We start from the raw sequence: 19,349 nt of genomic DNA, 5'->3' as shown, positions 1-19,349 counted from the left end.
TAATGGAAACACTGATTCGCTGTGAGAAACAAGCCCTTGACGGGCTGGTCAACGCGTGGCTAGCGTCGGCGCCATGGTCGGCCGTTATTTCGAGGACTTCACCGTGGGTGACGTCTACCAGCACCCGCTCGGCCGCACGATCAGCGAGGCCGACAACACCTGGTTCACCCTGCTCACGATGAACACCAACCAGAACCACTTCAACGAGCACTTCGCCAGCCGCGCCCCGTACGGGCGGCTCATCGTCAACTCCGGGCTGTCGGTGGCGATCGTACTGGGCCTGTCCGTCTCGGACATGAGCCAGAACGCCCTGATGAACCTCGGCTGGGACGGCATCCGGCTCACCCATCCGGTGTTCGTCGGCGACACCCTCTACGCCGAGTCCCTGGTCACGGCGCTGCGCGAGTCGGGCAGCCGCCCGTACGCGGGCATCGTCACCTGCCGCACCCGCGGCCTGAATCAGGACGGCGACGAGGTCATGTCGTGGACCCGCACCGTCATGGTCTACAAGCGCGACGCCCCGCACGACAAGGACCACTTCCCGGTCGCCAAGACCGGTCCGATGACCGCATGATCCGCCTGGACTTCCAGCCCTGGGGCGAGAGCCTGGCCGAGCTGACCGACGCGGCCCGCCGCGCCGAGGACGCCGGAGCCGGCGTGCTGTGGGCCCCGGAGCTGCACCGCAGCGCCCCGGTGACCGCTGCCGCGCTGTCCGCCGCGACCACCCGGGCGGGCGTCGGCACCGGCATCGCGCTGGCGTTCGCCCGCAGCCCGATGCTCACCGCGCTGTCCGCGCTCGACCTCGACGAGCTGTCCGGCGGCCGGTTCCGGCTCGGGCTGGGCACGGGGGTGCGCCGCCTGATCGGCGACTGGCACGGCATGCCGTTCGACCCGCCCGTGGCCCGGCTGCGCGACACCGTCGCGATCATCCGCGCCGTGGTCGCGGGCGCGTACACCGGCGAGCCGATCGAGCACACCGGCGAGGCCTCGATCAACGTGCGCGGCTGGCGGCGGCCCTACCGCCCGGTCCGTGAGCGCATCCCGGTGTACCTGGCCGCGATGGGCCCGGCGATGACGGCGCTGGCCGGGGAGATCGGCGACGGCTGGCTGTCGCACGAGCTGTGCCCGCCCGCGCACCTGGCCGAGGCGATCCTGCCCATGCTGCGCAAAGGCTCCACTCGCAGAGACAAAACTGCGGGTGCGGGCACGGCACAGCCTCCGGCTGACACCGCAGCGGCAACGCAGGCGACGGGCGGCAGCGCGGCGACGCCCCTGGGCGACCTTCCCGAGGTCGTGGTGTCGGCCTGCTGCTCGGTCGACGCCGACGCGGCCGTGGCCCGGGACCGGGCGCGCGGTGTGGTCGGCTTCTACGCCAGCGTGCAGACCTATGCCGACCTGTTCGCCGAGTACGCCGACGAGCACACGGCCATCGTCGCCGCGCGCCGCGAGGGCCGGGCCGCCGAGGCCCTCGCCGAGTTCGTGCCCGCGCCGATGGCGGCCGCGTACACCCTCAGCGGCACCCGCGACGACGTCGCCGCCGGATTGGCCCGCTACGAAGGGCTCGCCGACGCGGTGAAGCTGTCGCCGCCCACCCACGGGCTCGCCCCGGCGCAGATCCGTGGCGCGCAGAACGCGATCATCGACCTCATCCGGGAGCTGGCGTGAGACCACTGGCCGACATCCGCGTGATCGCCGTCGAGCAGTACGGCGCGGGCCCGTTCGGCAGCCTGCACCTGGCCGACCTCGGCGCGGAGATCATCAAGATCGAGGACCCGTCGTCGGGCGGCGACGTCGGCCGTTACGTGCCGCCGTACACCGACGGCGAGGACTCGCTGTTCTTCGAGACCTTCAACCGGGGCAAACGCTCGCTGTCGCTCGACCTGTCCACGGCCGCGGGCCGTGAGGTGTTCGAGGACCTGGTCGCCGAGTCCGACGCCGTCTACTCCAACCTGCGCGGCGACGTGCCCGCCCGGATGCGGCTGACCTACGCCGACCTCAAGCACGTCAACCCGCGCATCGTGTGCTGCTCGCTGACCGGGTTCGGGATGACCGGCCCGCGCGCCGCCCAGCCCGGCTACGACTACATCCTGCAGGGCCTGGCCGGCTGGATGTCGCTGACCGGCGAGCCCGACGGGCCGCCCGCCAAGTCCGGGCTGTCCATGGTGGACTACTCCGGCGGCTTCGTCGCCGCGATGGCGCTGCTCGCGGGCGTACACGCGGCCCGGCGCGACGACCAGGGCATGGACTGCGACCTGAGCCTGTTCGATACCGCCATCGGCCTGCTCACCTACCCGGCGACCTGGCACCTGAGCGCCGGGTTCGCGCCCGCGCGCACCCGCCACTCGGCGCACCCGTCGCTGGTGCCGTTCCAGGTGTTCGCGGCCGCCGACGGGTGGCTGGTGGTCGGCTGCGCCAAGGAGAAGTTCTGGCGGCGGCTGGCCGGGGTGCTGGAGCTGCCCGACGATCCGCGCTTCGCCACGTTCGCGTTGCGGCAGCAGCACCGCGACGAGCTGCTGGAGATCCTGGAGCGCGCGTTCGCGACCCGGACCGTGGCCGACTGGCTCGGCGTGCTGGAGCCTGCCGGGGTGCCCTGCGGGCCGGTCAACGACGTCGCCGCCGCGCTGGCCGAGCCGCACACCCGGGCGCGCAACATGGTCGTGCAGACCGAGCACCCGGCCTTCGGCACGGTCACCCAGGTCGCCTCGCCGGTGCGGGTCGGCGATGAGCCCCCCGCCTACCGCCGCGCCCCGCGCCGCAACGAGGACTTCGGCTACGTCACCGACGACCTGCTCGGCTACAGCCCGGAGCAGGTCGAACGGCTGCGCACGGCAGGGGCCTTCGGTGCCTGACCTGGTCACCTGGGCGGCGGGCCTGACCTGGGCGGAGATCCCCGAGCCGGTGCGCGCCGCGGCGCGCCACCGGCTCCTCGACGGGCTGGGCTGCCTGATCGCGGGGGTACGCAGAGCCGAAGCGCCCGCCGCCGCGAAGGTCGCCCGGAGTCTCGGCGGCCCACCGGAGGCCACGCTGTTCGGCCACGTCGGCACCGGCCCAACCGAGGCCACCCTGTCCGGCCAGGCGGGTGCCCGGTCCGCACGGGGTGACCGCGTGGCGGCCATCGGTTCGGCGACGGCCGCCGACCGGCATGAGCCCGGCACCGCCGACGCGCTCCGCGATCCGATCAGGATCGGCGCCGCCGCAGCCGCGTTCGGGAACGCGGTCGCGATGCATGCGCTGGACTTCGACGACACCCATGCCACCGGTCTGGTGCACGCGACCGCGGTCACCGCGCCGGTCGCGCTGGCACTGGCCGAGCAGACCGGGGCGAGCGGCGAGCAGCTGCTGGCCGCGTACACCGCCGGGTTGGAGGTTGTGTGCCGTTTGGGCGCGGCGGCTCCGCATGCGTTTCACGCCCGTGGGGTGCACGCCACCTCGGCCTGCGGGACGATCGCCGGGGCCGTGGTCGCCGCGCGGCTGCTCGGGCTGGACGCCGCGACCACCGTGCACGCCGCGGGCATCGCCGCCAGCGGCTCGTCCGGGCTGCTGGAGTTCCTGCACACGGGCGGCTCCACCAAGCAGCTGCACCCCGGCTTCGCAGCACATTCGGGCATCGTCGCGGCCCGGCTCGCCGCCGCGGGTGCGACCGGCCCGGCGGGCTTCCTCGACGGCACGAACGGGCTGTTCGCCGCGCTGGCCGGGCGCACCCCCGACGCCGAGACCCTGCACGGCGGGCTCGGAGACCGCTGGGAGGCGGAGCGGATCACCGTGAAGCCCTACCCGGCCTGCCGGCTCAGCCACGCCGCCATCGACGCGGCCGCACTGCTGCGCCGCGACGTGGACGTCGCCCGGATCACCGCGCTGGTGGTGCGGCTGCACCCCGACGCGCTGCCGATCGTCGGCGGGGACACGCTGCCGTCCACGCCGTACGCGGCGAAGTTCTCCGCGGCCTGGTGCGTGGCCGCGATGCTGCTCGACGGCGCGCTGCCGGTCGAGGTGTTCGACGACCCGTTCCGGCCCGACATCGTCGCGCTGGCCCGACGGGTGGCGATCGAGCCGTTGCGCCAGGACGTGCCGACCGCGGCCGCGGACGCGCCCGGCCGCCTGCGCGCGCAGCTGGCCCACGGTGGCGTACGCGAGGTCGGCGTGCCCCGGTGCGGCGGCGGGGCCGACGACCCCGGACTGGACGACCTGCTGGTGGCCAAGGCCCGCGCCAACCTGGGCGAGCGGGCCGACGCGGTGCTCGCGGCGCTGGCCGCGCTGCCCACCGCACCCGACGTGAAGGAGCTGGTGACGTGCCTGGCCTGACGATTCACCTGCCCGCGGTCGGCGGCTACGCCCACGCGGCCGCCGCGCTGGCGGCGCACGAGCTGGAGCCCTCCGACGTGGTGCACCTCGTCGAGTACGTCACCGCCGCGATCGACCCGGCCGAGGTCGCCGCGGGGCGGGACGTGCTGCTCGACGGCACCGTGGCACCGGTGTCGACGATCCCGGTGCGCGGCTTCCCCGGCAGCGCCGACCGGTACCGGGTGGCCGTGACGGCGTACCCGGGCGGCGGTGTGCTGCGCGGCACGGACCGCGACGTGCTGCGCGTCGCCGACGGCGTGGTCTACCTGCCCAGCGTGTTCACCACCGAGGGCGAGTTCGCCGACCAGTACCGGGCCTGCCTGCTGCGGGTCCGCGAGATCCTGGCCCCGCTGCGGCTCGGCCTGGACAACCTGGTGCTCACCACCGACTACACCGCCACCGCCACCCGCGCGTCGTACCCGCGCTGCGGGCGGCCGCGCCGCGAGCTGCTCGGCGACGGCCCCGTGCACCCGGGCGCGGCCGGCATCCTGGTGGACGTGCCGCTCGCGCCCGGCGCGATGGTCGCGCTCGACGCGGTCGCCGCGACCGGCCCGCTGCAAGCGGTCAATCCCGGCTGGGCCAGGTACGACACGCTCACCTACAAGCCCGCGGTGGTCGCCGGGCGGCACGTGTTCGGCGCCGGGTTCGGCGCGCTCGACCCGGTCACCCAGACCGCCGTGCACGAGCACGACCTGCTCGCCCAGGCCGCCTTCGTGTACGGCAACATCGCCGCCGTGTTCGGCGTGGCCGGTGGCGCGGAAACGGTCTCGCTGCTGGAATACGTCACCCCGGACGCGGTGGCGGCCTACCCGCGCCTGGCGGAACTGCGCGCCGAGTACTTCCCCGGCGCGGTGGTGACCTCGGTGGTCTGCGACGCGCTGCTGCGCCCGGAGTTCCTCATCGAGGTCGTGCCGCGAGGACTGCTGCCCGAGCGGGTGGAGGCGGCATGAGCACGCGTTCCACGAGCCGTGAGGTGAGGTCGTGACCATGCTGACCGGGCAGCTGCGGGCGCAGCTCGGGCGCGAGGTGGTCTACCTCGCGCCGGAGGAGATCGGTCGCGCCGCGATCCGCTACTTCGCGCAGGCGATCGGGGCCGACGACCCGGCGTACACCAGCGGCGACGACCCGGAAGCGCCGCCGACGATGATCTGCGAGACCAACCAGTACGCGAACCTGCCCGCCGACGCCGACGGCTACCCCGGCCACGGCTGGCACCTGGACGTGCCCGGTGCGCGGCTGGTCCGCGGCGGCAACGCCTACGAGTTCCACCAGCCCGCCCGTGCGTCCGACGTGCTCACCGTGACCTGGCGGCTGGAGTCGATGACCGAGCGCGTCACCGGCGGCGGCACGCCGATGCTGGTGGTGCTGTCCACCGCGACCTACCGCAACCAGCGCGCGGAGCTGCTGGCCGTGAACACCGAGACGCTGATCTACCTGGGTGGTGGCGCATGAGCGAGCATCGCGAGCGAGTCAGCGGGCCCGGTGGTGCCGCCGACGAGCGCAGCGAGGAGACGGCATGACCGCGGTGGGCGAGCGGCTGCCGGAACTGCGGCGCACGATCACACTTCCCGACATGATCGCGTACGCGGGCGCGACCTGGGACTGGCACCGCCTGCACTACGACCCCGACTACCTCGCCGGGCGCGGCCTGACCCGGCCCGTCGTCGACGGGCAGCTGTTCGGCGCGCTGCTGGCCGAACTCGTGCGCGGCTGGGCGGGCCCCGGCGCCACGCTGACCCGGCTGCACCTGCGCTTCGCCGCCCTCGTCTTCGCCGGGGAGACGATCGTCGCCACCGGCGAGGTCGTCGAGGTCGACGGCGCCACCGCGATCCTCACCCTGAAGGTCACCGTGGCCGACGACGGCCGCGTCGCCGTGCACCCGGCCGGCGCGACCGTGGTGCTGGTGGCACCGTGAGCGTTGCGATCGTCGGGGCGGCCGAGTGCGACCTCGGGCATACCGGGCTGTCCACGCAGCATCTGCTGGCGCAGGCGGTGGCGCGGGCGCTCGACGACGCCGGGCTGCGGGTGTGCGACGTGGACGGCATCGCCACCACCGGGCACGGCCGCTTTCCGGCCACGCAGCTCGCCGACCAGCTCGGCCTGTGCCCGTCGTGGACCGACTCCACAGCCGCCGGGGGAGCCGTATTCGAGATGTACGTGGCCCGCGCCGCCCAGGCCATCGAGGCCGGGCAGTGCAGCGTCGCGGTGATCGCGTTCGCCTCCAACCAGCGCTCGGCCCGCTCCCGCAACATCGGCGGCGGCTACGACGCGGCCACCCCCGAGGCGCAGTTCGAGCAGCCCTACCAGCCGCTGTGGCCGCTGTCGTACTACGCCATGACCGCGCAGCGCTACCTGCACACGTACCGGCTGGACCGCTCCGACCTGGCCCGGGTCGCGGTCGCCGCGCGCGAGCACGCGCTGCGCAATCCCACCGCGTTCCGGCACGCGGCCGGGCCGCTGACCGTCGACGAGGTGCTGGCCGCGCCGATGATCTCCAGCCCGCTCGGCGCGCTGGACTGCTGCCTGGTCACCGACGGCGGCGGCGCGATCGTGCTGACCTCCCTGGACCGCGCCCGCCACCTCGCGAAAGCGCCGGTGCGGGTGCTCGGCTACGGCGAGTCGGTCACCCACGCGGCGATGGCCACACCGGACGATCTGCTCAGCACGGGCGCGGCCGCGTCCGGGGCGCGCGCGTTCGCCCGCGCGGCGGTGCGACCGGAGGAGATCGACGTCATCCAGCTCTACGACTCGTTCACCGTCAGCGTGCCGCTGGGCTTGGAGCAGCTCGGCTTCTGCCCGCCCGGCGCGGGGGTGCACTGGGCGGGTGTGCCGGTGAACACCACCGGTGGCGGCCTGTCCTACTGCCACCCCGGCCAGCTCGGCGTCCTGCTGCTCGTCGAGGCGGTGCGCCAGCTGCGCGGCGAGTGCGGGGCGCGCCAGGTCGAGGGCGCCGCGACCGCACTGGTCCATGGCACCGGCGGCATCGCCTCCAGCCACGCCACGGTTGTCCTGGGAGTCCGATGACGACGACACGCGGTCCGGCCGAGCGCGACCCGTCTCCGGCCGGCGGCACCGACTCCGGGCGGGAGCCCTGATGGCGGAGATCCCCGAGGACGAGGTCACCGCGCCCTGGTGGGACGCCACGCGATCCCGGCAGCTCATGGTGCAGCGTTGCGCCCGGTGCGGGCTGGCCCAGCTGCCGCCGCGTGTGCTGTGCACCGGTTGCGGCAGCGCCGCGCCACGGCTGGAGCCGGTGACCGGGCGGGGCGTCGTGGACTCGTACACCGTGATCCACCGTGCCCCCGACCCGGCGGTGGCAGTTCCCTACACCGTGGCCAGGGTGCGCCTGGCCGAAGGCCCGATCCTGCTCACCGCGCTGATCGACGTCACCGAACCGCGGTGCGACCTGCCCGTGACCCTGGCCTGGCGGCCGCTGCCCGACGGGCGGGCACTGCCCGTCTTCACCACCGAGGAGTGAACCCGTGGACTTCGAGCTCAACGACGAGCAGCGGCTGCTGCGCGAGACCATCCGCGCCTTCGCCGACCGCGAGATCCGGCCGGTCGCCCGGGAGTGGGAGGCGTCCGGGCGGTATCCGGCGGAGATCGTGGCGACCATGCGCGAGCTGGGCCTGTTCGGCCTGACCGTGCCCGAGCAGTACGGCGGCCTGGCCGCCGACATGGTCTCGTTCTCCATCGTCTTCGAGGAGATCGCCAAGGCCTGGATGGGCATCGCCGGCATCCTGGGCAGCCACTCGCTGTCCTGCTGGCTCATCGCCCGGCACGGCACCGACGAGCAGAAGAACCGCTACCTGCCCGAACTCGCCACCGGGGCGCGGCGCACCGGCATCGCGCTGACCGAACCCGACGCGGGCACCGACCTGCAGGGCATCCGCACCACGGCCCGCCGCGACGGTGACCACTACGTGCTCAACGGCCGCAAGACGTGGATCACCAACGCCCGGCACGCCGACCCGCTGCCGGTGCTGTGCAAGACCGACCCGAGCGCCGAGCCCGCGCACCGGGGCATGTCGGTGCTGCTCGTCGAGGCCGGTACGCCCGGCTTCGAGGTGCTGCGCGACCTGCCGAAGCTCGGCTACAAGGGCCCCGAGTCGTGCGAGATCGTCTTCGACGGGGTGCGGGTGCCCGCGACGCAGCTGCTCGGCGGGATCGAGGGGCGCGGGATGCAGCAGGTGCTGTCGGGGCTGGAGATCGGGCGGATCAACGTCGCCGCGCGGGCGCTGGGCATCGCGCAGGAGGCCTACGACACCGCGCTGGCGTACGCGAACCAGCGGGAGGCGTTCGGGCAGAAGATCGGCGAGTTCCAGGCCATCCAGCTCAAGCTCGCCGACATGGCGATGAAGGTGCAGTCGTCACGGCTTCTCGTGCACTGGGCCGCCTCGCGCGCCGACGCCGGGCACCGCGTCGACCTGGAGGCGGGTATGGCCAAGGCGCACGCCTCCGAGGCCGCCGTCGACTGCGCCCTACTGTCCATGCAGGTCCACGGCGGGTACGGGTACTCGCCCGAGTTCGGCGTCGAGCGCCTCTACCGAGACGCGCCGCTGATGATGATCGGCGAGGGCACCAACGACATCCAGCGCATCGTCATCGCCCGTGCGCTGCTGGCCGGCAAGGGCGCGATCGGATGAGGTCCTACCTGTACGTGCCCGGCGACAACCCGGCGAAGCTGGCCAAGGCGCTGACCGTCGGCGCGGACGCCCTCATCGTCGACCTCGAGGACGCCGTACCCCCCGGCGGAAAGGACGCCGCCCGCGCCGCGGTGGCCGCCTTCCTGGCGGGCGTCGCGCGCGGCGCGGCGGGCATGATCGCCGTCCCCGGTCAGGATCTGCGGTCTGGCCCCATTCCCAGGCACGAAACAGCGATCTCCGTGCAGGCGGCCGGTGGGCGGGGCACCGGGCCGGATGGGGCGGCTTCCGGGAACGGCCTGGTGGGGCGGCGGGTGTGGGTACGGGTGAATCCAGGGGAGCTGGGGCACCTTGACGCTGCCGCGGTGGTCGGGTCGGGGCTGGCCGGGTTGTGCGTCGCGAAGACGGAGTCGGTGGAGCAACTGTCCGCGCTGGATACGGTGCTGGGCGGGTTGGAACGGGCGGCGGGGCTGGCGGTGGGCTCGGTGCAGGTGGTGCCGCTGCTGGAGTCGGCGGCGGCGGTGCTGGCCGCGCCGGCGATCGCGCGCGGGCCGCGGGTCGCCCGGTTGCAGCTCGGTGAGGCGGATCTGGCCGCCGACCTGGGCGTCACCCTCGGGCCGGACGAGCGCGAGCTGCTCTGGGCCCGCTCGCAGGCCGTGCTGGCCAGCGCCGCGGCGGGTATCGCCCCGCCTGTCGCCCCGGTGTCGGTGAACTTCCGCGACCTCGACGCCCTGCGCGCCTCCACGCAGGCGATGAAGCGGCTGGGCTTCCGCGGCCGGGCCTGCATCCACCCCGCGCAGCTGCCGGTGGTGCACGAGGTCTTCACCCCGACGGAGCCGGAGCTGGCCGCGGCCCGGGACCTGGTCGACCGCCACGAGCAGGCCCTGCGGGATGGCTCCGGCGTCTGCCTGGACGCCCATGGCCGCCTGGTCGACGAGGCCGTCGTCCGCTCCGCCCGCCGCCTGCTCGCCGCCGACTGATCCGTGCCACGCGGTCCGCGTCGGCCGACCGGTCATGATCGCTCGACTTGCCTGGCACCTGTGCGAATCACTGCTCAAGATACGCACAGGTGCCAGGCAAGTCCGATGATCGAGGCGCGGCGCGCCGACGGCAGGATGCGGCGGCGCGGGCGGGCGGTCAGGGGGTGACGGCGGCGGGGTCGTGGTCGTGCAGGCCCTTGAAGGTGTCGGTCTGGATCGCGTTGTCGGGGACGCCGGCGTTGTGCAGGTGCTCGACCGCGCCGGAGATGAACGCATCCGAACCTGCCACCAGGTATTCGGCGGGCGGCTCGACGTCGGCCACGGCCGCGAGCGTGTCGGCCAGCTCGACCCGGCCGACCCGGTGGTACGCGATCGGCATGGCCGCGAACTCCTCGCCGAACAGGTAGTCGCCGCGGGCGGCATGCACCAGCGCGACCGGGGTCTGCGGCTGGTGTACGCGCAGGTGGCGCAGGATCGAGCGGAACGGCGTCACGCCGATGCCGCCGCCGACCAGCACCAGCGGCCGGGCCGGGTCGTCGGGCAGCTTGAGGTGCCCGCCGATGCCGAACACCTGCATCGCCGCGCCCTCGGTCAGCGAACGGAAGTGCTCCTGGAACGGCGACCCGGAGCTGTGGTCGAGGGTGAACCACACCTCGTCGTCGCCGGGCGCGGAGGCGAAGGAGATCTCCCGCACCGGCTTGGTGAACCGGCGCAGCAGCTGCGGGAAGAACAGGTGCCCGTACTCGCCGGGGGCGAAACTCAGCGTGCCCTGCGGGCGGAAGCGGTACGTGAACACGTTATTGTACTTTGATAAACGCACAGCCGTTGACCAGCAAAAAGGGCCCCGGAGGGCCCTTGACCTGCTTAGACCTGCTACCTCTGCCGCGCGGCCAACTGCTGAGCAAGCTTCGCCCGGTTGCCGGGCTCAGCGATCGCAAGCCTGATCAGGTCAGCATCGGTGACGGACAACTCTCCCCGGTTCGCCATGTCGGCAACTCCCCGGTCAGCATCACGGAGCATCCCGTCAACCTGCTGTGCACGAGCGTACGCCGCACGGTCGGTGATCCGCTGCCCGTGACCATCGCTCAGGGCCGCGCGAATCTGGAGCATGAGCGCTCCCTCAGGGTCGGACACTCGCAACGCCTCAACGGCCTCACGGATGGCCTCCGGCGTCCGGGGGAGCTTGGCCGGCGGATTCTGCTCAGTCATGTGAACTTCCTTCCTCAGGGGTCAACTATATGAAGAGGGGCCCCCGTAGGGGCCCCTCAGGGGGCCGTCAGGCCGCGATCATCTCCGTCCCGGAGGGGCAGGAGGGGAAGCCAACCGCAAGCCACTTGGCGGTGGTACGGACCGTGTAGCCACAGCACGGGCACTCAAGCTTGAGCATCCGCGTTCCCTGAGTACCGGGCCCGGAGGAAATCCGGCCCCCGGCCTCACCATCACCAGGCGTGGCGGGAACGGGCACCTTGGGGGCCCGAGTGCGAACCGCACCCGACAGAACACCGTGCGGGTACTCCCCAAGCGTCTCCGCAAGGAGAAGCATCTCCGCAGCAAGCGGCAGGCTCGCAACCGTTGCGGTCATCTTGCCCTCAAGGCCAAGGCGGGTGGCAGCCTCGGCAAACGCGCCCTTGTGGCCGTTCTGGCAGTCATCCGCAGCGTGGATCAACTCGTGAATGAGGATGTCAAGAACGCGGGCAGTGTCGCCAACGGTCGGAGCGATGAAGATGTGGTTAACGCCATCGTCGGAGGCGCGCTTGGCCCAACACTGACCGAGGATCACCGAGGACTCAGCCTTAGCGCCAAACCCGAAACCCACGCTGACGTGAAGCTTCTCCGGGATCGGCATCCCAACCTCAGCGAACCGGGGGCGAAGGGCCTCAACAGCGTTCAGCAACCAGGACTCGCGGGTGTGGATGGCGGTCATGTCAGGCCCCTTTCGTGTGGTCAGGGCCCCGGTTGGGCCCTGCTCCCTTGCTGACAACACGAACATTACCCGGTCGTTTAAACCGTGTCAAGCTTACAAACCTTAGCTTCAGTCATTGAATGTTGACCGAAAGTATGAGCCTCAGGGCTTGCCGTTTAAACGTTACAGATATAAGCTTGGGGTGTCAGCAAGGGAAGCCCAAGCAAAGGGGAACGAAATGCAGAACGCCACCGCTCAGCTCACCAAGGCTCGCGAGAACATGCAGCTCATGCTTGCTAACGGGGCCCCGGTTGAGGCTCGGGAAATGCAGGAGCGTCTTATCAACCGCCTCAAGGGCAAGGTTGCCGCCGAGCTTTCCCCGTTCTACCGCACCGGTAAGGGCAGCCACGCTCACCGCTCGGACTTCTGCGCGAACTACCGCCGGTCGGTGTTCACCGGGGATGTCTTCCGCATCCCGGCTGCCGAGATTGCCGAGTGGGCCCCGTGCCTCGCTTGCTGCACCGCTGAGGACATTGCGGGTTGGGCCAAGCCCACGGAGACGGCTAAGGCGGAGTGCAAGAACTCGGGTGTCAAGAACCCCAAGCGGATTTACTCCACCTGCATTGACTGCGGCAAGGAGGGCAAGGTTAAGGCCGGTCGGATTCGGAAGCACGCTCCCGCGAACTGAGTAAGGAGGGGGCCCGAAAGGGCCCCCATTCCGCTTGACTTCTGATACTCATATTGGTAACGTTTAAACGTCAGCAAGTACGAGGAAGGGAACGGCAATGGTCACGTACGGCGGAATGAAGGTTGCGGACCTCAAGCGTTGGGCTGAGCGCGGAGAGGCCGGTTACGACGTGGCGCGCGGCGCATGGGTCGTTTACGGGGAGGACGGTTACCGGGATCAGGTCTTCTACCCGGACGCTCCGGCGGACCTGGTGGAGGAGGCCCCCGAGGGCCTTCTCATGGAGGTTCACCACTGCTCCAACCGTCACACCTACCGGGTCCGGTTCTCCACTGAGGCTCAGGCCCTTGCGTTCCTCGGGGCCCGGATGAGCACTCACGCTCATCACGAGCTTGAAGAGTCCCCGATCCCGGACGCTTGGGAGAAGCTTTACGCGCTGCTCTACCCGCTTTGCCCTCACGGCCTGTCGCTTGACCTTTGTGCCGGCCCCGGCCATTACCCGATGGACATGTGACAGACTGGCAGCTCAGGGCCCCTCCGGGGGCCCTCTTTTCGTTTACTGTGAGGGCATGGCGAGCGTGCGGGTAGGGCAGGTGTACGCCAGGGCGTACGACACAAGTAAGCCTGACCTCCGGGTGACGGAGGTGACCGATACGAACGTGTTCACGGACAACGGGCCCTTTGGCCCCGGTCAGTCCACCCTTGAAGGGTTTAAACAGTTCGTGGATAACGGGGACTACGTCTTGAAGTACGATCCCCCGGAATAGCGAAGAGGCCCCCCGGAGGGGGCCTCTTCTTTGGTTGGCGGTCCTTCTGGTGTCAGCAAGAGAGAACTTCAGGGGAACAGCGGTAACCCGCTACCTCTTCGCCAACCGTGCGCAAGCCTACAGGGTCAGTGCACCCGAGGGCCACACCACCCGAGCTAGCCCGGAGGCGGCTAGGAGCTTCCGGCACCCTCCGCACGGTTCCTCCGTGACGTACAGGGTTCCGCCTAGACATTTGTCCCGGCCAGCATCTACAACCGCGTTCATTTCGGCGTGAAGGGCGATGCACTCACCGGGCCCGGTGTCGTAGGAGCTGCCGGGGGCAACCCCGGAGGTTGCCCGTGGGCATCCGCCGGCCAAACACGACAGGGGCGAACCGGGAGGACTCCCGTTGTACCCGCCACCCTTCAACCGGCCACCCTGGACCACCACAGCGCCAACGCGCCTCCGGCTACAGTCCGCACGAGCTGAGGCAGCTTGAGCCATCCCGAGCCAATACTCATCCCAACCGGGCCGCATCAGGTGTCGCGCTCAACGCGGATGATGTTGGCCTGAGTCAGGGTCAGATACTGCCTGATCCAATTCCACTCGGTAATCGTCTTGTGCGCCGACCAGTCCCACGCCATGAACACCACCGGGTGTTTGGTGCCTCGTAGCTCGCTGCCATCCGCAATGAACTTCCATGACGGTTTGAGCTGCCGCTTGCGCGCGATTCGCTCCGCATCCTGGTAGTTGGATGCCAGCACAAACGCTCTAGTCATTGAACCTCTCAATCACAGTGGTGATGCCTGCCTTCTCGGCTAGGTCAGCGCACATGGTTGCGCCACGGGAGTTGTTGTGGATGAAGGCAAAACAAAGGTCAGCACCGAGGCTGACCATTTGATCGTTACGAACAAAACCGGCCCGCTTGCGATGGGCCTCCCAATTGGCGGGGTGCCTCTCGACAGTCCACAGGAACTCTCGGGCCACCTGCTCACAGAGATAGTCGGCACCGGGAACCCATTTCCGGGTTCCGTCTGGTTGTTCAATCCATCGGGGCGGACACGCCCCGGACACTAGGGTTACGTCCGGGCCTAGCTCAACGAAGAAAGGGGAAAGGGCCGCACGGATGCGGCCCTTGTCCTCCCAAGTCCTAGAACCCGTTATCAGGATTCTCACTTGGTGGACTTCTCCCAAGCGGCGTACATCAGGTCACCGACGTACCGCTTAGCCGTCTCCTCAGTGATGTCCGGGTGATGCGCCACCTTGACGAATCGTGACCCGATGGGAATGCGGATGATGGGATACGTGACCACATCAAAAGACGGCCCTGTCGGGCGGTGGTAGATGTCGCCAACCCTTCCGCCAAAGTCATACGCGTTGAGCTTCCGCATCTCCGCCATGTTGAGCGCGTACGTCTGCTCATACGAACTCATGCGCTGACCGTGCTTAGGTCCACCGACGATAAAGACTGTGTCACTCAAGGGAATCTCCTCCAAGGGCATAGAAAGGCCCCGAGGCGGTTGAACCTCGGGGCCAGTGAACGGGGAAGGGGAGCGGCTAGAAGATGCCACCGGTGAGGAAGTGCAGCGTCAGCCAAGCCATGAAGGCAAGGAGGATGAACCGCCGGCCACGGGTCCAGCCGGAAGGCTGCCGGGGGTTCTCACCGCGCTTGAAGTTCGTACCGAACCACATCCATACATGCTCGGAGAGGGTGTCTCCGGGCTTGCTGTTGAAGAGGGCCACACCCTCAACAATGGCGAAGTAGGCCAGCCATCCAAGCCACAGGACCGTGAAGACGCTCAACGCTTGGCCTCAATGATCATCGCGATAACCTGACCCCGGAAGCCCATCCGGTAAGACACCTTCATGTCCGGGGTGACCAGCACGAGAAGCTTTGCCACGTCGAGAGCGGACAGGCCCTCTTTCTTCTCCTTGCCCGTTGCTTCAATCGTCATCCGCATATCTGGCCTCCTAGTCACAGTCGTAATCGTCGTCACCGACGATGATCGGAATTACTACGGGAACACCGTTCCGGTACTCAGTTCGGTAGCTGGTGGGCTTCTGTACCGGTCGCGGGGCTACCGGCTGCTGCCTCACCGTGGGGGCCCTCGGGGCAGGGGCCGGAGGCCGGGGGGCCGGTTTGCTGGCACAGGCCGGAGTGTCGTCACAGGCCACTAGAAGGGCGGCGGTAGCGATCACGGCAACCGCGCCAACGGCGATCGTCTTACGCAAGCCAAACCGCCTTAGTCGGCTCAGGCTTCCGCTCAAGCGAAGCCTCAGCAAGCGCCAGAGCATCGCCCCAACTGGTCCCCCGGTCCTGCGCATACTGAGCCTTGCCGAGATACCAGACGGCCTCATCCTCCATCCGAACCAGGCCCTCACGGGCCAGGCCCGAGACGCTGCCCGCAAAGCCGTGATGGGCGGTAATCCCGGCAATGTCAAGGGCGACACCGACAAGGCAACCGGTCTTCGATCGGGGGTCCTCCGGGCGCATCCCCTCATCATCCGGGATCGGCTCATACCGGCAGAGGTAAGCGCCATCCGGGTTGTAGACGAAGTCAGGGCCCTGAGTGTCAACGGCCTTCTTGAGCAGGTCCCGAGCGTCAGTCAGAGTAATCATTACCGTGTACCTCCCGATATCCGCAATGCAAGCAATCGTGTATCTCGGTGAACCCGAGGTCTTCCATGACCATCCGCTTACCGTCGAAAGGACAGCGGTTAGGTGAGTCGGTGATGTTTAAACGGCGGACCGTGGGGGCCCCCGTAGGGGCCCCGTGTCCGTCAGAGGACCGGTGCAGCCTGAACGTCATACGTGTACTCAAGAGGCACGCCGTTCTCATCGGTCACGCCCATGTTGGCGTAACCCTGAGAGTTCAGCATCGTGTAAGGCTGAGTGCCAAAGAACGCGACGCAAGCGGCAGTCGCCGCAGCCTCAAGCTCAACGAGCGTGGAACCTCGGACCTGAGTGTTAAGGATGATGATCACTGTTGCCTCCTAAGGGTTGATGGTTACCGTGAGCTTGGAATGCCACCAGGTGGCATGAGTTTTTGCCCGGTCGTGAATGCCCTCTAGCCGAAAACCCGTCTCGGTGGTGTCGCATCTGCGGCAGTAGAGGGCCCATTGGCTACCGGGGATGTAGAAGGCCCGGAAGGGCCTACTTGGCGAAAGGCTCATTGGGGAAGTCCTGGAAAGAGTGCGGGGCAATCTCCCGGAGGTGACCAAGAATCGCCGTGGCGAACTCGCGAATCTCGGCATCCGCTGCCATGTGATAGCGCTTGCCTAGCACGTCACGCCAACACCGCAGGTTGCCGGTTACCACCAGGTCCACGGGGGTCGCGTTCGGCAGGAACGCCCGAGCCGCTTCACGCGCCTCCTTGATGGGCTTGCCCTGGTCAGTGAGACGGTTGACCACGTTGCGGTAAACCGCAATGTCACTGGCGTACGTCAGTTGAAGCGCGAGCCTGGCCGGCACGTCGTCACGGATGGCCGGCGGGATCACCGGGTGTGGGTGGCTCTCCGCCTGGTCCACGTAGCGCTGAGACTCCACGGAGAAGCTGAGGAAGCGGTGACGCTCAAGCTCCACCAGCAGGGCCCGGCTAACACCCTCCACATAGAACGTCACGGAGGAGTGCTCAAGCACGCTGTAGTGACCCTGGGAGAGGATGTTCTTGAGATATCCCTCAGTCTCCGCAGTGGCCGGGTTCTTCCGGTCCCAAGCCTTATAACAGGCCCTACCGGCAAGCTCCCCGAGCGCGTCCATGTCCTCAACCCAAAACTCAGTTGGGGCCTCCTTGGTAAACACACTCTCGGGGAGGGCATCCACTACCGCATCCCAGTCAATGAGGGTCTGAGCAATCGGGGTCACGCGCACGCTAAAGGCTCCTAAAGGGTGAGGGGAGGGGAGAGGACCGGCCCGGTTCGTCCGGCCCTCTCTGACATTACAAATCTTAGCTTGAAGTGTTGGAAAATCCGGAGTTGCTACCTGACCGGGCAACTCCCGTTGGTGCAGTCCTCATCAACACTGTCCTCAACCGTCTTCACGGTTGCTGACTCCCACTGCTCCGCAGTGATGCGCTCATACGGGGCCTGAGGCCGGGAAGACTCCGGCATCATCGTGGTTCCCTTCAAGGAGGGCAGATACTCGGCAAGGGTGTCCATGACACTCTCGACCGTGTAAACGCCCTGAGGCACGTTCACGGTGAAGCTCACCGCGTTATCGGCGTAGTGCTTCTGATACATCGCTTGAAAGGCAAGCATCCGGTCAAGGGGGATCTCATCCGCAGTCTCAACGATGGAGGCCGGATATCCCAGCTTCTCCACCTCTTCAACTAGAAGCTCCTTAGTCGGGAACTCCACCACGTAAGTGTTGGCCGCACTCAAGTCCGGTTCAACGTGGTAACCCTGCTCAGCGAACTCCAACACCTTTGACCACTGGTCAGGGTCAACGGTGGAGAACCGCACACGTCGGATGAAGTGACGGAATAGAACGGGGTGGATGCCCTCGGTTTTTCCAGGAAGCTTAGCGATGCTCCCCGTGGGTGCCACGGTCGTAACCTTCACGGGCTCCGGGATTCTGAGGGTGAAGGCGTAGGCCCTAGCCTCCTCACGGACAGCCTCCCGGCACTCCTCTAGGAGGTCCCGGAAGTATCGGTCTGCACTAGCCTCACTGAACTTGATGCCCATCTTCGCTAGGAAGCCCTGAACCCCAAAATGCCCCACGCCGATACGCCGCTGCCGCGCCAACACTGCCGCTTGCTTCGGGTCGGTGACATCCCCGTACGTTGCACGGATGAGGAAGCGGGCCATCAGCCGGTGCGCTTCAATCAGTCCGGCATAATCCGGCTGACCACCCTTGACCGTTGGGGCGAACGCATCCATAGAGATATGACCAAGATTGCAGTTCTCCCACTCGGTCAAAGCAATCTCACCGCAAGGATTGGTGCAGATGACCTCGGTAGGCTCGCCCTGATTGCTCAGGGAGGAATTCCAGTAACCGGGCTCCCCGTTCTCCAACATGCCGGTAACCACAGCCTTGTGAACCTCGTAGGCGCGCTTACGCTCACCGATGATCGGAGCACCGTCCCGAACCTGCCGGAGGTGACGGATGAACCGGTTATCGATCTCTACGGAAATGTTGGTAGTCCAGTGGAGCGCGGTATCCGACTTGCACCCGATGAACTCCATTACGTGCGGGTCATCCCAACGAACCATCGACATCCGGGCACTCCGCCGGTTTCCGCCGGCCACCACACAGGCCCCAATTTCATGATCAATCTCCATGGCACGGAGCGGCGTAAACCCGTCAGCCTTGGCGTAGTTCATGACAACGGAGGTACGGATCAGTAGCCGCGCCAACGGGCCCGGTCCGCTAGCGGTCCCCCCGAACGTACGGAGCGGCTGTCCCTCCCCACGGACACGCGACACGTCATAGACCCGATGGGAGTGCTTGACCTCCTCCGGGGTCATGAAGGTATCCACCAGGTCCACCAGGGCAGCAGCCCAACCCTCACGCGAGTCCTCCACCGGGAAGGCTCCCGCCCACTCGTGGGAATACTCGGAGGAGATCAGGCCTTCAGCCTTCATCTTCTGATAATCCGGGTGGGCAGGGTCGCAAACGATGTGGACGTGAAGTACACGTCGCGGGTTGCCGTACTTCTCGATATAGCGAGTGGAGTAGTTGCTACCCACCCCGCCACCCTCCATGAGCCGCATAAAGCTGAACTCGAAATGATCGCTGAGCTTGGCTCCCCATCCGCTGACATGACAGTTAAAGAGGTACTGGCGTCCGGGAATGCCCGATGCCCACAAGTGCCGGCCAGCCGGAATGATGGCCATGTCATCCATGTAGCCGTAAAGCTGGGCTGCCTCCTCAAACGCCTCCTCCGGCCACTCATTCTGAGTGCCGTAGACAAGCGACAGGTTGCCGTCAACAACCCGCTTAACCGTCTCCTCCCAAGTCTCCCGGTCCCCGTTGGGCTTGGGGCGTGAGTACGTTCGTTCAAACACGATGCTGCCGGTAGGGCCAAAGTTAGCCACACAGGCTCCCTTCAA

General features: G+C 68.2%; 26 protein-coding genes. 14 read left to right on the top strand and 12 right to left on the bottom strand.

From position 1 onward, the window contains the following. Window positions 1-73 precede the first annotated feature (73 nt). The 11 genes from FLL47_RS15175 to FLL47_RS15120 all read left to right on the top strand — a co-directional run bounded on the left by FLL47_RS15175 (window position 74) and on the right by FLL47_RS15120 (window position 9,964). The gene (locus tag FLL47_RS15175; RefSeq protein ID WP_222106085.1) at window positions 74-574 is read left to right on the top strand and encodes a MaoC family dehydratase; all 501 of its coding nucleotides are present in this window, start codon (window positions 74-76) and stop codon (window positions 572-574) included. Further along, complete coding sequence (locus tag FLL47_RS15170; protein ID WP_144121171.1) at window positions 571-1,665, top strand: LLM class flavin-dependent oxidoreductase; 1,095 nt, start codon at window positions 571-573, stop codon at window positions 1,663-1,665. Before FLL47_RS15175 ends, FLL47_RS15170 begins: the two co-directional genes overlap by 4 nt. After that, window positions 1,662-2,849 carry a CaiB/BaiF CoA transferase family protein gene (locus FLL47_RS15165; protein WP_144121170.1) on the top strand — a complete coding sequence of 396 codons (1,188 nt, stop codon included), beginning with the start codon at window positions 1,662-1,664 and terminating at the stop codon, window positions 2,847-2,849. The genes FLL47_RS15170 and FLL47_RS15165 overlap by 4 nt, the downstream gene beginning before the upstream one ends. Continuing rightward, a complete protein-coding gene (locus tag FLL47_RS15160) occupies window positions 2,842-4,302 on the top strand; it encodes an MmgE/PrpD family protein (protein WP_144121169.1) in 1,461 nt (486 codons plus the stop codon). The genes FLL47_RS15165 and FLL47_RS15160 overlap by 8 nt, the downstream gene beginning before the upstream one ends. Beyond that, window positions 4,290-5,291: a RidA family protein gene (locus FLL47_RS15155; protein WP_246157949.1), complete on the top strand. Its 1,002-nt coding sequence runs from the start codon at window positions 4,290-4,292 to the stop codon at window positions 5,289-5,291. The genes FLL47_RS15160 and FLL47_RS15155 overlap by 13 nt, the downstream gene beginning before the upstream one ends. A gap of 37 nt (window positions 5,292-5,328) precedes the next feature. Continuing rightward, complete coding sequence (locus FLL47_RS15150) at window positions 5,329-5,793, top strand: FAS1-like dehydratase domain-containing protein (RefSeq protein WP_144121565.1); 465 nt, start codon at window positions 5,329-5,331, stop codon at window positions 5,791-5,793. A gap of 64 nt (window positions 5,794-5,857) precedes the next feature. Beyond that, window positions 5,858-6,256, top strand: a complete 399-nt coding sequence (locus tag FLL47_RS15145) for a MaoC/PaaZ C-terminal domain-containing protein (protein ID WP_144121168.1) — start codon at window positions 5,858-5,860, stop codon at window positions 6,254-6,256. Further along, entirely contained in the window at window positions 6,253-7,365 is a 1,113-nt protein-coding gene (locus FLL47_RS15140; RefSeq protein ID WP_144121167.1) for a thiolase C-terminal domain-containing protein, read from the top strand. Before FLL47_RS15145 ends, FLL47_RS15140 begins: the two co-directional genes overlap by 4 nt. A gap of 70 nt (window positions 7,366-7,435) precedes the next feature. Continuing rightward, entirely contained in the window at window positions 7,436-7,819 is a 384-nt protein-coding gene (locus tag FLL47_RS15135) for a Zn-ribbon domain-containing OB-fold protein (protein WP_144121166.1), read from the top strand. A gap of 4 nt (window positions 7,820-7,823) precedes the next feature. After that, complete coding sequence (locus FLL47_RS15130; RefSeq protein ID WP_144121165.1) at window positions 7,824-8,987, top strand: acyl-CoA dehydrogenase family protein; 1,164 nt, start codon at window positions 7,824-7,826, stop codon at window positions 8,985-8,987. Next, on the top strand, window positions 8,984-9,964 hold the full coding sequence (locus tag FLL47_RS15120) for an HpcH/HpaI aldolase/citrate lyase family protein (RefSeq protein ID WP_246157945.1): 981 nt from the start codon (window positions 8,984-8,986) through the stop codon (window positions 9,962-9,964). Before FLL47_RS15130 ends, FLL47_RS15120 begins: the two co-directional genes overlap by 4 nt. Window positions 9,965-10,121: 157 nt before the next feature. Here FLL47_RS15120 and FLL47_RS15115 read toward each other — a convergent pair whose 3' ends face one another. The 3 genes from FLL47_RS15115 to FLL47_RS15105 all read right to left on the bottom strand — a co-directional run bounded on the left by FLL47_RS15115 (window position 10,122) and on the right by FLL47_RS15105 (window position 11,888). After that, window positions 10,122-10,760 carry an FAD-dependent oxidoreductase gene (locus tag FLL47_RS15115; protein ID WP_144121164.1) on the bottom strand — a complete coding sequence of 213 codons (639 nt, stop codon included), beginning with the start codon at window positions 10,758-10,760 and terminating at the stop codon, window positions 10,122-10,124. Between the two features lie 77 nt (window positions 10,761-10,837). Continuing rightward, entirely contained in the window at window positions 10,838-11,173 is a 336-nt protein-coding gene (locus FLL47_RS15110) for a hypothetical protein (protein WP_144121163.1), read from the bottom strand. 67 nt (window positions 11,174-11,240) lie between these two features. Beyond that, window positions 11,241-11,888, bottom strand: coding sequence for a SprT-like domain-containing protein (locus FLL47_RS15105; protein WP_144121162.1), 648 nt, complete (start codon window positions 11,886-11,888; stop codon window positions 11,241-11,243). Between the two features lie 217 nt (window positions 11,889-12,105). On the opposite strand from FLL47_RS15105, the gene FLL47_RS15100 reads away from it, so the two are divergent. The 3 genes from FLL47_RS15100 to FLL47_RS15090 all read left to right on the top strand — a co-directional run bounded on the left by FLL47_RS15100 (window position 12,106) and on the right by FLL47_RS15090 (window position 13,319). Beyond that, complete coding sequence (locus tag FLL47_RS15100; protein WP_144121161.1) at window positions 12,106-12,555, top strand: hypothetical protein; 450 nt, start codon at window positions 12,106-12,108, stop codon at window positions 12,553-12,555. A gap of 97 nt (window positions 12,556-12,652) precedes the next feature. Next, window positions 12,653-13,066 (top strand): hypothetical protein, encoded by a 414-nt coding sequence (locus tag FLL47_RS15095; RefSeq protein WP_144121160.1) that lies wholly within the window; start codon window positions 12,653-12,655, stop codon window positions 13,064-13,066. Window positions 13,067-13,121: 55 nt separating this feature from the next. After that, entirely contained in the window at window positions 13,122-13,319 is a 198-nt protein-coding gene (locus FLL47_RS15090; RefSeq protein ID WP_144121159.1) for a hypothetical protein, read from the top strand. A gap of 117 nt (window positions 13,320-13,436) precedes the next feature. Here FLL47_RS15090 and FLL47_RS45200 read toward each other — a convergent pair whose 3' ends face one another. The 9 genes from FLL47_RS45200 to nrdJ form a co-directional block, all read right to left on the bottom strand. After that, window positions 13,437-13,835, bottom strand: coding sequence for a deoxycytidylate deaminase (locus tag FLL47_RS45200; protein WP_144121158.1), 399 nt, complete (start codon window positions 13,833-13,835; stop codon window positions 13,437-13,439). Then, window positions 13,835-14,062, bottom strand: coding sequence for a hypothetical protein (locus FLL47_RS15080; protein ID WP_144121157.1), 228 nt, complete (start codon window positions 14,060-14,062; stop codon window positions 13,835-13,837). Before FLL47_RS15080 ends, FLL47_RS45200 begins: the two co-directional genes overlap by 1 nt. A 408-nt stretch (window positions 14,063-14,470) precedes the next feature. Beyond that, window positions 14,471-14,779, bottom strand: coding sequence for a hypothetical protein (locus FLL47_RS15070; protein WP_144121155.1), 309 nt, complete (start codon window positions 14,777-14,779; stop codon window positions 14,471-14,473). Between the two features lie 76 nt (window positions 14,780-14,855). Further along, complete coding sequence (locus FLL47_RS15065; RefSeq protein WP_144121154.1) at window positions 14,856-15,101, bottom strand: hypothetical protein; 246 nt, start codon at window positions 15,099-15,101, stop codon at window positions 14,856-14,858. Next, the gene (locus FLL47_RS42940; protein ID WP_186315748.1) at window positions 15,098-15,259 is read right to left on the bottom strand and encodes a hypothetical protein; all 162 of its coding nucleotides are present in this window, start codon (window positions 15,257-15,259) and stop codon (window positions 15,098-15,100) included. The genes FLL47_RS15065 and FLL47_RS42940 overlap by 4 nt, the downstream gene beginning before the upstream one ends. Window positions 15,260-15,522: 263 nt before the next feature. Continuing rightward, entirely contained in the window at window positions 15,523-15,918 is a 396-nt protein-coding gene (locus FLL47_RS15055; RefSeq protein ID WP_144121152.1) for a hypothetical protein, read from the bottom strand. A 161-nt stretch (window positions 15,919-16,079) separates the two neighbouring features. After that, a complete protein-coding gene (locus FLL47_RS15050) occupies window positions 16,080-16,283 on the bottom strand; it encodes a hypothetical protein (protein WP_144121151.1) in 204 nt (67 codons plus the stop codon). Window positions 16,284-16,452: 169 nt separating this feature from the next. Further along, on the bottom strand, window positions 16,453-17,169 hold the full coding sequence (gene thyX / locus FLL47_RS15045) for an FAD-dependent thymidylate synthase (RefSeq protein ID WP_222106084.1): 717 nt from the start codon (window positions 17,167-17,169) through the stop codon (window positions 16,453-16,455). A gap of 107 nt (window positions 17,170-17,276) precedes the next feature. Then, complete coding sequence (gene nrdJ / locus FLL47_RS15040) at window positions 17,277-19,334, bottom strand: ribonucleoside-triphosphate reductase, adenosylcobalamin-dependent (protein ID WP_144121150.1); 2,058 nt, start codon at window positions 19,332-19,334, stop codon at window positions 17,277-17,279. Between the last annotated feature and the right edge of the window lie 15 nt (window positions 19,335-19,349).

This window comes from Catellatospora sichuanensis (assembly GCF_007483665.1).
GTDB classification, from domain to species: Bacteria; Actinomycetota; Actinomycetes; order Mycobacteriales; family Micromonosporaceae; genus Catellatospora; species Catellatospora sichuanensis.
This window is presented reverse-complemented; position numbering and strand designations above follow the sequence as displayed.

Excerpts from the sequence above, each read along its gene's own strand:
- FLL47_RS15110 (WP_144121163.1), bottom strand. The coding sequence starts at position 11,173 with ATGACTGAGCAGAATCCGCCGGCCAAGCTCCCCCGGACGCCGGAGGCC.
- FLL47_RS15150 (WP_144121565.1), top strand. The coding sequence starts at position 5,329 with ATGCTGACCGGGCAGCTGCGGGCGCAGCTCGGGCGCGAGGTGGTCTAC.
- FLL47_RS42940 (WP_186315748.1), bottom strand. The coding sequence starts at position 15,259 with ATGCGGATGACGATTGAAGCAACGGGCAAGGAGAAGAAAGAGGGCCTG.
- FLL47_RS15145 (WP_144121168.1), top strand. The coding sequence starts at position 5,858 with ATGACCGCGGTGGGCGAGCGGCTGCCGGAACTGCGGCGCACGATCACA.
- FLL47_RS15095 (WP_144121160.1), top strand. The coding sequence starts at position 12,653 with ATGGTCACGTACGGCGGAATGAAGGTTGCGGACCTCAAGCGTTGGGCT.
- FLL47_RS45200 (WP_144121158.1), bottom strand. The coding sequence starts at position 13,835 with ATGCGGCCCGGTTGGGATGAGTATTGGCTCGGGATGGCTCAAGCTGCC.
- FLL47_RS15100 (WP_144121161.1), top strand. The coding sequence starts at position 12,106 with ATGCAGAACGCCACCGCTCAGCTCACCAAGGCTCGCGAGAACATGCAG.
- FLL47_RS15090 (WP_144121159.1), top strand. The coding sequence starts at position 13,122 with ATGGCGAGCGTGCGGGTAGGGCAGGTGTACGCCAGGGCGTACGACACA.
- FLL47_RS15170 (WP_144121171.1), top strand. The coding sequence starts at position 571 with ATGATCCGCCTGGACTTCCAGCCCTGGGGCGAGAGCCTGGCCGAGCTG.
- FLL47_RS15055 (WP_144121152.1), bottom strand. The coding sequence starts at position 15,918 with ATGATTACTCTGACTGACGCTCGGGACCTGCTCAAGAAGGCCGTTGAC.
- FLL47_RS15120 (WP_246157945.1), top strand. The coding sequence starts at position 8,984 with ATGAGGTCCTACCTGTACGTGCCCGGCGACAACCCGGCGAAGCTGGCC.
- FLL47_RS15105 (WP_144121162.1), bottom strand. The coding sequence starts at position 11,888 with ATGACCGCCATCCACACCCGCGAGTCCTGGTTGCTGAACGCTGTTGAG.
- FLL47_RS15135 (WP_144121166.1), top strand. The coding sequence starts at position 7,436 with ATGGCGGAGATCCCCGAGGACGAGGTCACCGCGCCCTGGTGGGACGCC.
- FLL47_RS15175 (WP_222106085.1), top strand. The coding sequence starts at position 74 with ATGGTCGGCCGTTATTTCGAGGACTTCACCGTGGGTGACGTCTACCAG.